General features: G+C 67.1%; 11 protein-coding genes. 5 read left to right on the top strand and 6 right to left on the bottom strand.

Annotated features, from left to right (window positions below; genetic code table 11):
• Positions 1-112: 112 nt before the first annotated feature.
• Positions 113-409 carry a hypothetical protein gene (locus tag BMX32_RS08130; RefSeq protein ID WP_029213846.1) on the top strand — a complete coding sequence of 99 codons (297 nt, stop codon included), beginning with the start codon at positions 113-115 and terminating at the stop codon, positions 407-409.
• A 60-nt stretch (positions 410-469) separates the two neighbouring features.
• Here BMX32_RS08130 and BMX32_RS08125 read toward each other — a convergent pair whose 3' ends face one another.
• Entirely contained in the window at positions 470-2,542 is a 2,073-nt protein-coding gene (locus tag BMX32_RS08125; protein WP_170843593.1) for an acyltransferase family protein, read from the bottom strand.
• Between the two features lie 260 nt (positions 2,543-2,802).
• Here BMX32_RS08125 and BMX32_RS08120 point away from each other — a divergent pair, with 260 nt between their 5' ends.
• On the top strand, positions 2,803-5,172 hold the full coding sequence (locus tag BMX32_RS08120) for a DNA polymerase II (RefSeq protein WP_089976682.1): 2,370 nt from the start codon (positions 2,803-2,805) through the stop codon (positions 5,170-5,172).
• Between the two features lie 3 nt (positions 5,173-5,175).
• Here BMX32_RS08120 and BMX32_RS08115 read toward each other — a convergent pair whose 3' ends face one another.
• Positions 5,176-5,460: a hypothetical protein gene (locus BMX32_RS08115; protein WP_139206693.1), complete on the bottom strand. Its 285-nt coding sequence runs from the start codon at positions 5,458-5,460 to the stop codon at positions 5,176-5,178.
• A gap of 69 nt (positions 5,461-5,529) precedes the next feature.
• Between BMX32_RS08115 and BMX32_RS08110 the strand changes: the two genes are divergently transcribed.
• The gene (locus BMX32_RS08110) at positions 5,530-7,020 is read left to right on the top strand and encodes a hypothetical protein (protein ID WP_089976677.1); all 1,491 of its coding nucleotides are present in this window, start codon (positions 5,530-5,532) and stop codon (positions 7,018-7,020) included.
• Between the two features lie 30 nt (positions 7,021-7,050).
• Here the strand turns inward: BMX32_RS08110 and BMX32_RS08105 are convergent, their stop codons facing one another.
• A complete protein-coding gene (locus tag BMX32_RS08105) occupies positions 7,051-7,950 on the bottom strand; it encodes a LysR family transcriptional regulator (RefSeq protein ID WP_089976674.1) in 900 nt (299 codons plus the stop codon).
• Between the two features lie 166 nt (positions 7,951-8,116).
• Here BMX32_RS08105 and BMX32_RS08100 point away from each other — a divergent pair, with 166 nt between their 5' ends.
• A complete protein-coding gene (locus tag BMX32_RS08100) occupies positions 8,117-9,046 on the top strand; it encodes a pyridoxamine 5'-phosphate oxidase family protein (RefSeq protein ID WP_089976672.1) in 930 nt (309 codons plus the stop codon).
• Positions 9,047-9,059: 13 nt separating this feature from the next.
• The gene (locus BMX32_RS08095) at positions 9,060-9,962 is read left to right on the top strand and encodes an alpha/beta fold hydrolase (RefSeq protein WP_089976670.1); all 903 of its coding nucleotides are present in this window, start codon (positions 9,060-9,062) and stop codon (positions 9,960-9,962) included.
• A gap of 102 nt (positions 9,963-10,064) precedes the next feature.
• Here BMX32_RS08095 and BMX32_RS08090 read toward each other — a convergent pair whose 3' ends face one another.
• From BMX32_RS08090 to norR, 3 genes are all read right to left on the bottom strand, one after another.
• Positions 10,065-11,324, bottom strand: a complete 1,260-nt coding sequence (locus BMX32_RS08090) for a flavin monoamine oxidase family protein (RefSeq protein WP_089976668.1) — start codon at positions 11,322-11,324, stop codon at positions 10,065-10,067.
• Between the two features lie 66 nt (positions 11,325-11,390).
• Positions 11,391-11,747 (bottom strand): carboxypeptidase-like regulatory domain-containing protein, encoded by a 357-nt coding sequence (locus BMX32_RS08085; RefSeq protein WP_089976665.1) that lies wholly within the window; start codon positions 11,745-11,747, stop codon positions 11,391-11,393.
• Positions 11,748-11,910: 163 nt separating this feature from the next.
• The gene (norR, locus tag BMX32_RS08080; protein ID WP_089976662.1) at positions 11,911-13,476 is read right to left on the bottom strand and encodes a nitric oxide reductase transcriptional regulator NorR; all 1,566 of its coding nucleotides are present in this window, start codon (positions 13,474-13,476) and stop codon (positions 11,911-11,913) included.
• Between the last annotated feature and the right edge of the window lie 71 nt (positions 13,477-13,547).

Below are 13,547 nucleotides of genomic sequence, written 5' to 3'. Positions count from 1 at the left end.
CCTGAGATTCCGGGATGCATCGGCGTCGGCGCGATTCATCCTGCCGCAAGGAACCGAAAGGCAGACTCCGGAAACAGTGTCCCGGCCTCGTGCCCCGTACGGAGATCGTCCCATGCGTCATTCCACCCTCCTCCTGGCCGCTTCGCTCGGCCTCGTCCTGGCCTCCAACGCTTTCGCGTCCGACCGCCCCGATCCGGGCAAGCTCACGACCAAGTGTCTCGACAAGGCCGCCAAGAAGTTCGATGTGAAGAACGACTACATCCAGCTCCAGCCGCTCAAGGCGAACGAAGACGAGAGTGGTTATTCCATCGCTGGCGTGGCCAATGCCGGCATCGACGGCAACAAGGCATTCACGTGCCAGTTCGACAAGAAGGGTGGCTTCACCAATCTGGTACCCGACGCGAAATAAACGACGCGATCGAAGGCCGCGCCGATGGCGCGGCCTTCTTTTTGCGTTACCGGTAATCGCCTAGCGCCCGGGCACCGCGCTGCGCATGGCTGCCTTGAAGGATGGGAGCAGGAGCCGGTTGGCATAGCCACTGAGGTGGTCACCGTCGAAGAAGAGCGGATGCCCGTCGCGATACGCATGACACGTCGCCGAGGGAGGGCACAGGACGGGAAATGCGTCCCAGATCGTCAGACCCGGCCTCGCGTCGGCAAGGCGTTCCAGCGCGTCGAACATCGGACGACGCAGCGTTTCGAAGTGTGCTCGGTCGACGTCGGGTCCAGCCGCGCACACCGGATTGACCGCGTCATACGGATCGGCGCACCGGAAAAGCGGCAGCTTCAGCAGGAGATTCGGAGCCATGATCACGACACGTGCCCCGGTGGCCGCGATGCGATCCAGTACCGGCCCGGCGCGCGCGGCGGACATGGCGAGGCGTCGGGTGCCTTCGTCGCTGAATATCGCATCGTCGATGGGTTTGCCCGGCACGGTGGCCCATTGGTCGAGGTACCGCGGCATGCGCAGTGAAGGCAGGAAGACGACGTCGCCTTCGCGAAGACGAGCGGTGAGCCGATCGATGACGAGCGCACTGCTCCGGGCGCAGTTCGGCGTATCGTCGCGCCTCGGATCGAGGCTGAGGAAAGGGCACCCGTCGTTGTCGTAAAGCCGGACGGTCGCGCCGGTGTCTCGCGCGTAAGCCGCGAACGTTTCTCCGAGAGCGACGGCATGGGAGTCGCCGACGACATAAACATCCGGGCTATCGCGACGCGGCACGCAGCCGCGAGACGAGAACGTTCTCACCAGTCCTCGCGCAAGGCGCTCCTCATCCACCATGACCGCACAACGGGTGGTCTCGCGTGTGACTCGCCCATCGTCGGGATACCAGTCCCGCGCCTCTCGCGTCACCGTGGAGACCGAAAGCTCGGCTTGCGAATGGGTGATCCCTTTCATCGTCCACAACCCGGCGGCGAGCGCCGCCGCGCCCAGGGCCACGGTGACACCCGAACGTAACGTGCCCAGCATCGCCGACTTGCGAATCGGTGTTTCGATGCAGCGGTACGAGATCACCGCAAGGACGATCGCCATCGCGAGCGCCAGCAGTTGCAACGGCAGGGCTTCGAGGCCGACGGTCCAGCGGAACACGACGAAAACGGGCCAGTGCCACAGGTAGAGCGAGTAGGAAAGACGACCGATCGCGACCAGGGGTCGACTCGAAAGCGCCGCCATCAGCCCGTCCTGGTGAGGCGCCCGGCGCATGAAGGCAAGCAGGCCGCATGTGCCGAGAACCGACGGCAAGGCGCCGGGCGCGGGAAAGCTCTGGGGCGTCGACGCGAGCATGCCGAATGCGACGAGCCCCGCCGATGCGAATGCCCATCGCGACGACCAGTGCTCCGGCATGCGGGTGGTACCCCGACCGCGTTGGTCCAGGAGCTGGGTCACCTGATACAGCAACACGCCCGCACCGATCTCCCAGAAGCGCGTGGGAAGCAGATAGAACGCACGCGTCGGATCGTGCTCGCCGGACCAGCAGGCGAAGCCGAACGACAGCAACGTCAGCAGGGCCGTGGCGGCGACCGAAACCGTCCGGCGACGCCCACCCCATGCCCACAGGCAGAAGATCAGGGGGAACAGAAGGTAGAACTGCTCTTCCACCCCCAGCGACCACGTATGCGTGTACGGATTGAATTCGGCGACCGGTGAAAAGTAGTCGTTGCTGAAACGCACCATCGCCACGTTGCTGAAGCCGAAGAAGGCAAAGCGGCCGGTCACCTGGTTCCGTCGGCTCAACCACGCGTCGGGCACGAGCACTGCCACGACCAGCGCGGTGACGACGAGGCATGCGATCAGGGCGGGCGCGATGCGGCGCAGGCGACGCGCGAGGAAGCGGGTGGTAAAGGTCAGCAAGCCTTCGGGCGCGCGCGACCCGACGGACCCGCTCACCACGAACCCGGAGATGACGAAGAAGACGTCGACGCCGGAGAAACCGCCGGGCAACCATGCGCCGTCGAGGTGATAGAGCACCACCGCCATGACGGCGATCGCCCTGAGTCCATCGATGCCTGGGTAGTACGGGTGGGTGCTTCGCGGGAGGTTCATGCCCAGCCAGCCCGGAGGCTGGTCGGCGGGCAGAGTGCGTCGCTGAGAAGGATGGCGTGGTTCATGTGATGTCCTTATGCCGGGCGTCATTCATACACGCGTCCGCAGCGGCTGGCGTGTCGGCGGCGCGAGTCTAGGCTGCCAAACCGGGCCTGGCAATCGCCGCTCCTGCCGATGCGGCCAGTCGCCCGGTGCGTCGGTCGTGGCTTGCCGGATATCGCCATACGAAAAGGCTCACCACGGCACGGTAAAATCGGAGGATGTCGTCCCCCTCCCACCGTGGCTACATCCTCACACGCCACTGGCGGGACGCACGCGAGGGCGTGGAACTCGAGTTCTGGCTCGTGACCGACGCCGGTCCGCGCAGCGTGCTCGTCACCGGTCAGTCCGCCGTCGCCTTCGTTCGCGAGTCGCAGCGTGCCGCGGTGGAGGCGGTCATCCGCGACGACGATGCCTTCGTGCTGCGGCCCCGCGCTCTGAAGACGCTCGCGCAGGAACCCGCGATGGGCCTATACGCGCGAAGCTACCGCGCCATGCTCAGGCTGGAGAAGCGCCTTGCCGAACAGAGCGTGATGCTGCTCGAAGCCGACGTGCGGCCCACCGATCGGTTCCTCATGGAGCGTTTCATCACGGCGTCGGTCGCGATCGAGGCCGATGGCGACGACGCGCATGCCGTGCTGGTCAATCCCAGGATCCGGCCCATCGACGCCTACCGGCCCACGCTCCGCGTGGTGTCGCTCGACATCGAGACGAGCGCGATGGGGGAGCTGTATTCGGTGGCGCTCGAGGGGTGCGGCCAGCGACAGGTGTTCATGCTGGGCCAACCGGCGACGCCCGATACCGGGACGCGGGATTTCGTGCTGACCTGGTGCGCCGACCGGAAGGCGATGATCCTCGCCATCAACGCGTGGTTTCGCGAGCACGACCCTGACGCGATCATCGGCTGGAACCTCGTGCAGTTCGATCTCCGGTTGCTGCAGCAGTGCGCCGACCAGCAGGGACTGGTGCTGACGCTGGGGCGCGGCGGCAAACCCATCGAATGGCGGATGCACGGTCGGCGCGAGGGGTATGTCTTCGCATCGATTCCCGGTCGTCTCGCGATCGACGGCATCGAGGCCCTGCGCTCGGCGATGTGGTCGTTCCCGTCCTACAGCCTCGAAGCGGTCGCGCAGACCCTGCTGGGCGAGGGCAAGGCCGTGGACGATCCCTACCATCGCATGGACGAGATCGAGCGGCGCTTCCGCGAGGACAAACCCGCGCTGGCACGGTACAACCTCGTGGACTGCGAACTCGTCACACGCATTTTTGCGAAGACCGACCTGCTGGACTTCGTGCTCGAACGCGCGAACGCCACGGGTCTGCCCGCGGATCAGTCTGGTGGTTCCATCGCCGCGTTCAGCCACCACTACCTTCCGCGCATGCATCGCGCGGGTTACGTGGCACCAAACGGCGGCACGGTCGGCGGCGAGTCCTATCCGGGCGGGTACGTGATGTCGTCGCGCCCGGGCATCTACGACTCGGTGCTCGTGCTCGACTACAAGAGCCTGTATCCGTCGATCATCCGCACGTTCCTCGTCGACCCGATCGGGCTGGCCGAGGGCGAGCTCGCCGGCGACGATGCGATCCCGGGTCCCAACGGCACGCGATTCTCCCGTACCCGGCATTGTCTTCCCGGCATCATCGCGAACCTCTGGGAGCGCCGCGACGAGGCGAAGAAGCACGGCAACAAGGCGCTGTCGCAGGCGTTCAAGCTGTTGATGAACGCCTTCGTCGGCGTGCTCGGCGCACCGGGCGGCCGTTTCTTCGATCCGCGCCTCGCCGGCGCAGTAACGCTGCGCGGGCACGACATCATGCGCACGACGCGCGAGCTCGTCGAAGACGAGGGCTACGAGGCGATCTACGGCGATACGGATTCCATCTTCATCTGGCTGGGCCGACCGCACGACGAAGCGGAAGCCATGGCGGTGGCGGAGCGGTTGCTCCAGCGGATCAATGGCTGGTGGACGACGTCGCTCGCGGCGTCGCCCGGCGTGGAGAACTTTCTCGAGATCGAAGTCGACACGCATTACAAGCGATTCTTCATGCCCACCATCCGTGGCAGCGAGCTCGGCAGCAAGAAGCGCTACGCGGGCCTGGTCGTGAACGACGACGGCGACGACGAACTGGTGTTCCGCGGCCTGGAAACCGTGCGCAGCGACTGGACGCCCATGGCGCAGGCCTTTCAGCGCGAACTCTACGGACGCGTCTTCCGGCGCGAACCATATGCCGACTATGTCGTGGAGCAGGCGAGGCGGTTGCAGGCGGGCGAACTGGACGACCAGCTCGTCTATCGCAAACGCCTTCGCGGCAAACTGGATTCCTACGAGCGCAGCAGCCCGCCGCAGGTGCGCGCCGCGCGCCTCGCCGACGAGATCAACGCGCGACTCGGTCGTCCCCCGCAGTATCAGAACGGTGGATGGATCCGCTACGTGATCACGACGGCAGGCCCGCAACCGGTCGAAGCGCTCACCGCCGCCATCGATTACGAGCACTATCTGTCGAGCCAGCTCGAACCCATCGCGGATGCGATCCTCGTACCGCTCGGTACCCGTCTCGCGGTGCTGCTCAATCGGCAGCCCGAGCTGTTCTGACGGCTACAGCCGTCCCGCGCGCTTTACCGCGAGGTAGCGCTCGACCAGCACGCCCGACAGTTCGGTGCAGGTGACGTCCATCGTGGCGACACCCTCGCGCCGCATGCGCGCATGCACGGCGTCGCGACTGTCGAGGTACCGCTGGGCGCTGGCCATGCGAATGGCGGCGGACAGCGTGCCGTCGTCGCTGGCGGGCTCTGCGGCGCGGTCCAGCGCAATTTCGCGCAGGCTTGCCACGAGCACGAGCCAAGGCCGCTCCCACGCGGTCGCCGCACGATCGCTAATCAAATTCGGCCATCTTTTTCGTTGCGTCGAAACGCACGCGTTCGTCATGTCGGGGGCATGGCCTGATGGCGCATGAAAAAACATCCCGATGCTTCACACGACGTCGACGAGCCGCGCCGCGACTTCGTTCGACACGGCGCACGGATCGCCGCCGGCGCGGCACTCGCGGGAACATTCGGACTGCCGTGGCTCTTCGGCCCTGCCGCGCGGGCGGCCGGGATGCCACCACCGGAGACGATCGTCCGGGCGCGGCGCGAACTCATCCTCTTCCATGGGCAGTCCAACGCCGTCGGTACCGGCGGAAGGCCTGCACTCACGCTGCAACAGATCTACGCGAACGTGACCTTCAACGGCGGCGTCCGCCCCGGCACCGATGCCGCGGCGATGACGCGCCTCGTGCCGCTGGTGGAATCCGATGGCGGTCACGGGACCGGCGGCGAGGTGGGCACCAATGCCTGCGCCGACGGCCTGGTGGCATATACCGAAACGATCGACCGCGTGCCCTGGACCGCCCAATACAGTCGCTACAGCGCATTCACCGGTGCGGAGGGCGGGCGACCGATCGGGTACTTCGCCACCTTTCTCGACGACGCCAATCCTGGCGGCTACCAGGGCTGGCTGAACAACCAGTTGCGGCTTCGCGCGATGTTCGCGCTCATGCGCGAGGAAGCGCAGCGAGACGGCGGCAGCATCGGCTGGCTCGCCACGACATGGCAGCAGGGGGAGACCGATTCGACGGGGCTCTCGGAAACACGGTCGAGCTACCGGTCGAAGCTGGTCGCGCTGGAACGCGCCCACTGGATGAAGATCTGCCAGGTCGAGCTGCCCGAACAGTCGTGGCGCCCGCTCTGGATCGTGGGACAGGTCTGCAGTCACAACAGCTACGGCACGTCGAGCCTGGCGTTCTGCAATCCCTTCATCGCACTCGCGCAGCGCGACGCGTGCCTTGGCAGCCCCTACCTGCGGATGGCCAACCCGCAGTACATCTTCGACTACGCCGACGAAGCGGCGCTCGGTCAACCGATGCTGCACCTGACCAACGAAAGCCATCGGTGGCAGGGCCGGTACTTCGCCCGCGCGATCCTTCAGCTGATCCACGACCGCATGGCCGGCGTGCCGCTCCGGCATCCCGCGCTCGACATGATCGCGGCGCGACGCGTCGGCCCTCGCGATATCGACGTGGTCTTCAACGTACCGGCGGGCGTGCTGACGATCGACACGCGCTGGGTCGCCGCGACGCGCAACGCCGGGTTCGACATCCGCGATGCGAAAGGTGCGTTGGTGCCGGTCGACGCGACCGACGACAACCTCATCGCGGGCGTGCGCGTCGTCCGGAGCGACACCCTCCGGCTGCGCCTGAAGGCCGACCTGCCCGTCAACGCCGAGAAACTCAGCCTTGGCTGGGGAGACCCCGGCGAAACCCACGCGGTAGCCGGGCGCCATGGCGGACCGCGCACCAATATCCGCGACACGGCGGGCGATCTCGACGCCTACATCGCCAGCGACGGGACGACGCGACCCATGCACAACTACGCGCTGGTGAGCGACGTCGCGCTCACCTGAGCGACGCGCACGGTCGCGCTGCGCCATGCTTTACTGCAGATGCGGATGGCTGCGCAGGTAGTGCGTCAGCACGTCGATGAAGTTGCGTACCTTCGCCGAGCCGAACTTGCTTTCGCGATGCAGGACGTGGATCGGCCACGGTGCTTCTTCGTAGTCGGGGAGCACGATCATCAGGCGCCCCTCGGCGATCTCGTCGGCGACCTGGTAGGAAAGCAGGCGGGCGATACCCAGGCCCGATACGGCGGCGGCGATGGCGGCATCGTTACTGGTCACCATGAGCCGCGGCTTCATGTGCACCATCGTCGGATCGTCCGACGCCCCGAACTTCCAGTCGACGCGGGGCGAGATGCCGCTCGCGGCGATGATCGTGTGCTGCAGCAGATCGGCCGGATGTTCCGGCACGCCCCGCCGCGCGAGGTAGTCGGGCGACGCGCATAGCACCCGGCGCGACTGGCCCACGCGGATCGCGCGCATGCCCGAGTCGGGGAGGTGCCCGATGCGCACGGCCACGTCCATGCCCTCCTCCACCACGTTGACCACGCGATCGAGGAAGTACGCCGAGACGTCGACGTCCGGATAGTCCTTGAGGTATCGCACCACGCAGGGCATGACGAACGCCTTGCCGAAGAGCACGGGGGCGGTGACCGCCAGATTGCCCTTGGGTGTGGCGTTCGCGCCGGCCACGGCCTCGTTGGCTTCGACGATGCTGGCGAGGATGTGGCGGCTGTCGTCCAGGTAACGCCGCCCGGCCTCGGTGAGGCGCACGCTCCGCGTGGTGCGGGCGAGGAGCTTCACGCCCAGCTGCTCTTCCAGGGCGGCAATCGCCCGTGTGACCGCGGCCGGCGACAGGTCGAGGCGCCGCGCCGCCGCGGCGAAGCTCTCGTCTTCGCCGACCCCCACGAACACCTTCATCAGATGGAGCTGGTCCACTCGTCCGTTCCCCGCCATGCCCGTTGCGTCCGGATTATCCGCGATTGCCGGGGTAGCCGGTCTTGTGACTATTGCTCTCCAGCGAAATGGTGAATTGCCCGGCGCCCCGTTCCCGATGCCGGGGCCGTTCCGCAGACTGAACGCCACTTCAGACGAAACGACGGTCATGACCACGCACGGCACATTCCATACCGGTGAACGCATGGCGCAGGTTCGCGCCGGCGAGACCGACATCGCCGCCCGCAATGGCGCGATCGTGACGGATTCGGTGTTCGGTGGCATGCGGGCCTTCATCGCGAAGCAGTCGATGGTGGTCGTCGGCAGTGTCGACGCCACCGGCAGGGTCTGGGCCTCGATGCTCTTCGGCAGGCCGGGGTTCGCAGGCACCGGGGACGGCAGCACGGTCTGGATCGACATGCCGGCCACGTCCCGCGACCGCGTCGACCCGCTCTGGGCAAACCTGGCGGTGGGAAAGCACGTCGGCCTGCTCTTCGCCGATCTCGGTGCGCGTCGCCGCTACCGCGTCAACGGCGACGTATCGCGCATCGACGACGGTGGATTCGAGATCGCCGTACGCGAAGCCTTCCCCAACTGCCCGCGCTACATCCAGCGCCGCCAGCTGAACGTGCTGGATGCACCGGTCGAGCAGCCGCAAGCCGCGTACGGCAAGGCACTGCGCGGTTCCGTCCGCGACATCGTCCGGCTCGCGGACACGATCTTCGTCGCCAGCCACAACGCCGACACGGGCGCCGACGTGTCTCATCGCGGCGGTGACATCGGCTTCGTCCAGGTGGTGGACGAATCGACGCTGCGCATCCCCGACTTCAACGGCAACAGTCTTTTCAACACGGTCGGCAATTTCATCGTCGACCCCCGTGCGGGCCTGTGCATCCCCGATTTCGACCAGGGCCGGTTGTTGCAACTGACGGGCGACGTGTCGGTGCACTGGGACAGCACCGATCCGTCGATCGAAACCGGCGGCACGGGCCGCTACTGGGAGTTCCACATCGAGGCATGGATCCTCCGCGACGCGATGCGGCGAGCCGAGTGGGAATACATCGACGCGTCTCCGTTCAACCCTCCTTCTTCCGTATGAGAGAGATATCGCCATGAATGCTCAGACTTCGCAGAACACGCTTCCCCGCCTTCCGGCGGTGTTTCACCGCAGCATGGAGATCGACGGCCTGCGCATCGCGTACCGCGAGGCTGGCCCCGCCGATGCACCGGTCATGCTCCTGCTCCACGGTTTCCCGACCTCGTCGCACATGTTCCGTCATCTGATCCCTGCGCTCGCCGATCGCTACCACGTGATCGCACCGGACTATCCGGGCTACGGCGAGAGCGATATGCCGGATCACACGAAATACGCGTACACGTTCGAGAATTTCGGCAATGTCGTGCGCACGCTGCTCGAACGCCTCAACGTGCGGACATACGCGATGTATGTGATGGATTACGGCGCGCCGGTCGGCTGGCAGCTGTTCCTCAAGGACCCGGGCAAGCTGACCGCACTGGTCATCCAGAACGGCAACGCCTACGAAGAAGGGCTGAAAGCGTTCTGGGATCCGATCAAGGCTTACTGGGCCGACGGTTCCGCCGAGAAGCGCGACGCGATCCGCGGCCTGGTGAAGCTCGAGACCACCATCTTCCAGTACACCGACGGCGTGGACGACAAGGAGCGTATCTCGCCGGACAACTGGGTCCACGACCAGGCGCTGCTCGATCGTCCCGGCAACGAGGACGTGCAGATGGACGTGATGTACGACTACCGGCAGAACGTACCGCTCTATCCGGAAGTGCAGCGCCTCTTCCGCGAACACCAGCCGCCGACCCTTATCGTGTGGGGCGAGCGCGACTTCATCTTCCCGGCCGATGGTGCGCATCCGTACAAGCGCGACCTGAAGGATCTGGAGTTCCACCTCATCCCGACCGGGCACTTCGTGCTCGAGGACCGCGGCGACGAGGTCATTCCGATGATCCGCGACTTCCTCGACCGCAAGATCGGGAAGTGACGGTCTGAAGCAGGTCCACGCCCGGCCGATGACGCCGGGCCCGGACGGCTATCGTAACGCGGCGGCACTCGTCAGGCGGGGCACTCGGCCATGAGCGCGTCCTTATCGACGTCCGCGCTGCCCTGAGAACGTCGCCAGCAGTTCGGCGGCGGCACGCGTCCCGCTTTCGAGCGCACCGTGCGCGGTCGAGAAGGCATCGACGTGCGTCGCCTCGCCGGCGAAGAAGAGCTTTTCTTCGAACGGCGCGGCCAGCACACCACGTTGCGCCGCGAACGTCGGCAACGCGTGGCTGTACGAGCCACGTACATACGTGTTCGCACTCCATGACGACGCGGCGAGCGGGCGCAGGTGTCGGCGGACGTCGCTGCCGAGGAGCCGTTGCAGTTCGTCGAGCAATCCGTCGAACGCGACGGCCACGCCCTCGGCGGAGACGCGCCACGCACTGCGTCCACCGAGAAAGGTTTCGATGACGGGGCGATCCAGCGGCCGCAGATAGAACACCGGGCTGTCGGCATCGTGCGGATCCGCGATCAGCGCGCGCTCCGCGGGCAGGTCCACGTCGCCGTCGATGCGGAAAAAGAGTTTCTCGTCGCACCCGAGTGGCAGCTGGGATGCCGCATGCCGGTGGTCGTCGAGCGCGGCGGGAATGCGAATGGCGTCGCTCGCGAGCACGTTGGTCGAGACGGTGACGATCGCCGCGCGACAACGAAGGTCGCCGGACGGTGTGGCGATCGTTACGGAGGTCCCGTCCGTGTCGATGCGCTCGACGGGTGTCGCCAGCCGGCAGACGGTATCGACGGGCAGGTTCGCGGCGATCAGCGTCCCGTAGCCACGCCGCAGCCGCCAGTTGTTCTGACTCGCCGCCCGCTCGTAAGCGATGTAGTCGGCGGCAGAGATGCGTTCGAGGGGCGCGCCGCTGATGTAACCGCTCATCGCCTGCAGGTAACCGTTCCAGCGTCCACCCTCCGGCAAGGCGTCCGAGGCGCGATCCGATGCAGGCGGCGCACCCATGAGCGCGTCGTGCCACGCGGCGAACGCGGCATGCGCCTCGGCCTGCTCGGCTTCGGAGAACGATGGGTGCGGCTGATGCTTGTCCCAGGCCGCGGGCCGGCGATCGATGTCCCAGCCCAGGTCTTCGGCGATCTGGCGCCATGCGTTGCGGTCTGCCGTGTGCAACCAACCGCAACCCATGTCGAGCGGCAAACCGTCGACGGACTGCGTCCATCCGCGGCCGCCGATGCGTTGCGATGCTTCCAGCAACCACACGGAAAGCCCCTCCCCCGAGAGGCTCCGTGCGGCGCCCACGCCAGCGGCACCGCCACCGACGATGACTACATCGACATCGAACGTCTTACCGCCCATGGGCTGGCCTTCATCCACACGATGGATTTCATCCTGCCGCCGAGGGCATCGATGCGGCGTGAGCGATCAGCCGCCCGCCTCGCACTGGTCGTTTTCGCAGGCGAAGTCGACCTGGCGGTTGCCGCCGACCTGCAGCGGGATGTTCTTCCGCGTGTCGACGACCTTGCCGTCTTTCTCGAGCGTGACGGAGTACGTGCCCATCGTCAGGCCCGAGAGGCGATAACGACCCTTCTTGTCGATCGTTGCGTCGCGATGCGCGCCGGTGGAACTCTCGGCCGTGACCTTCGCGCCGGCCGGACCATGGCCGCCGATGGTGCCGGCCGTGGCCTGAGCGTGGATCGGCGCGCAGACCGCGGCGCCGGTCGCGACGGCGGCGACGAGTGCCACGCGACGCATCGCGTTCGTGGATAGGACCTTTCGCATGTTTCCCCCAAAGCGTTGTGTGTGCTGCCCGCACGGCAATCTAAACGATGGCGAGGGCGCGCTGCTAGTCCGATTCCCGCATGCCGCACGGTCGTGCCCGGCACGCTCCAATCGAGGGCTTTACACCCCCCTATTGATGCTGCCCGCGCACCAATGCGGGACGTCAGCCGCGCGAAGGCCCGTCGATGAGTCCGAGTCGCAGCGCCGAGCGACGCAGGTTGGCGCGGTCGACGCCGAGCTCGCGTGCCGCCGCGGCCCAACTCTGCCGGTGGCGACGAAGCGCGTCGTCGATCAGTCGGCGCTCGTATGCATCGACCGAGGCACGCAGGGGCAGTCCCGGCGCATCGGGCATCGGCGCGACGGTCGCGGGCTGTGGCTGCGCGACCTCGGCGAGGTCGAGGTCGGCCGCCTCGATGGTGAGCGCACGCGATCCCCGGCCGCTGCGCGCGAGGGCTTTCAGTGCCGCGCGACCGATCGTGTGCTCGAGTTCGCGCACGTTGCCGGGCCACCGCCACGCGAGCAGCGCGGCCTGGCTTTCCGGTGCCAGACGCAGCCCGGACAGCCCGAGGCGCGCGCGATTCTCTTCGAGGAACGTGCCGGCGACGATCAGCACGTCATTGCCGCGATCGCGCAGGGCGGGCACTTCGATGGGGTACACGCTGATACGGTGGTAGAAGTCGGCGCGGCAGCGGCCGGCGCGCACTTCGTCGGCGAGGTCGCGGTTGCTCGCGGCGATGATGCGCACGTCGACGCGATGGTCGCGATCGGAGCCGACGCGTTGCAGGTGGCCGCTCTGCATCACTCGCAACAGCGCCGCCTGCGCGGCGAGCGAAAGGTCGGCGACTTCGTCGAGAAAGAGCGTCCCGTGGTCGGCGAGTTCGAACTTGCCGCGGCGATCGCTCGTGGCGCCCGAGAACGCGCCGCGCACGTGCCCGAAGAGTTCGCTCTCCAGCAGCATGTCGGGAAGCGCCGCGCAGTTCACTGCGATCAACGGACGGTCGCCTCGTGCCGACGCCGCGTGGATCGCCTGTGCCACGAGCTCCTTGCCCGAGCCGGTCTCGCCGCGGATCAGCACGGTGAGGTCGCTGTGCGCGACCGTGGCGATGTCGTCGTGCAACCGCCGCATCGCCGGGCTGCGTCCGACGAGCGATCGCGATGCGGTCTGCCCGGCGGCCAGACGGAAGCTCTCGGCACGCGAGCGTTCGCGTTCCGCGGCGCGTTCGAGTCCATGCATGCGCTCCGCCGCGGTGACCGTCGCCGCGGCGAGGCTGGCGAACGCGCGCAACGTCGCGAGATCGCCAGCCTCGAAACTGCCGGCGTGCAACGCATCCAGCGTCAGCAGCCCCCAGGGCTTCCCATCCACGTGAAGCGGGCAGCCCATGCAGTCGTGGACGTCGAGCCGGGGCGCGGCCGCGACCAGTCCGTCGTACGGATCGGGCAGCGGACTGTCGGCGGGGAACAGCGTGGGCTCCGGATGCGCCAGCAACGCCGCGAAGCGCGGGTGGTCGGCCACGCGGAAACGCCGGCCGAGCGTGTCGTCGCTCAGGCCGTCGACGGCCAGTGGCACGAGCTCGTCCCCGTCGAGGCGAAGCAATGCGCTGGCGTCGCACGGCACCAGCGAACGCAGGGCGCCGAGCAGGCGCCGGTAGCGCTCGCTCTCGGGCAGCTCGCGCGCGAGATCGTCCACGAGGGGAAGCAGGGAATCGAGCGGCGTGGTCGCGGTAGTCATCGCGACTCGATATCGGGTCGGAACGACACGGACGCAAGGCGGGTCGAATCGACACGGCATCGGTGCAACCG

Origin of the sequence: Luteibacter sp. UNCMF331Sha3.1, assembly GCF_900109915.1 — a bacterium.
In the GTDB taxonomy this organism is placed as follows: Bacteria; Pseudomonadota; Gammaproteobacteria; order Xanthomonadales; family Rhodanobacteraceae; genus Luteibacter.
This window is presented reverse-complemented; position numbering and strand designations above follow the sequence as displayed.

What these genes read in the sequence shown, in the direction of transcription:
- BMX32_RS08090 (WP_089976668.1), bottom strand. Translation starts at nt 11,324, where the DNA reads ATGGGCGGTAAGACGTTCGATGTCGATGTAGTCATCGTCGGTGGCGGT.
- BMX32_RS08085 (WP_089976665.1), bottom strand. Translation starts at nt 11,747, where the DNA reads ATGCGAAAGGTCCTATCCACGAACGCGATGCGTCGCGTGGCACTCGTC.
- BMX32_RS08120 (WP_089976682.1), top strand. Translation starts at nt 2,803, where the DNA reads ATGTCGTCCCCCTCCCACCGTGGCTACATCCTCACACGCCACTGGCGG.
- BMX32_RS08095 (WP_089976670.1), top strand. Translation starts at nt 9,060, where the DNA reads ATGAATGCTCAGACTTCGCAGAACACGCTTCCCCGCCTTCCGGCGGTG.
- BMX32_RS08100 (WP_089976672.1), top strand. Translation starts at nt 8,117, where the DNA reads ATGACCACGCACGGCACATTCCATACCGGTGAACGCATGGCGCAGGTT.
- BMX32_RS08125 (WP_170843593.1), bottom strand. Translation starts at nt 2,542, where the DNA reads ATGAACCTCCCGCGAAGCACCCACCCGTACTACCCAGGCATCGATGGA.
- BMX32_RS08130 (WP_029213846.1), top strand. Translation starts at nt 113, where the DNA reads ATGCGTCATTCCACCCTCCTCCTGGCCGCTTCGCTCGGCCTCGTCCTG.
- BMX32_RS08110 (WP_089976677.1), top strand. Translation starts at nt 5,530, where the DNA reads ATGAAAAAACATCCCGATGCTTCACACGACGTCGACGAGCCGCGCCGC.
- norR (WP_089976662.1), bottom strand. Translation starts at nt 13,476, where the DNA reads ATGACTACCGCGACCACGCCGCTCGATTCCCTGCTTCCCCTCGTGGAC.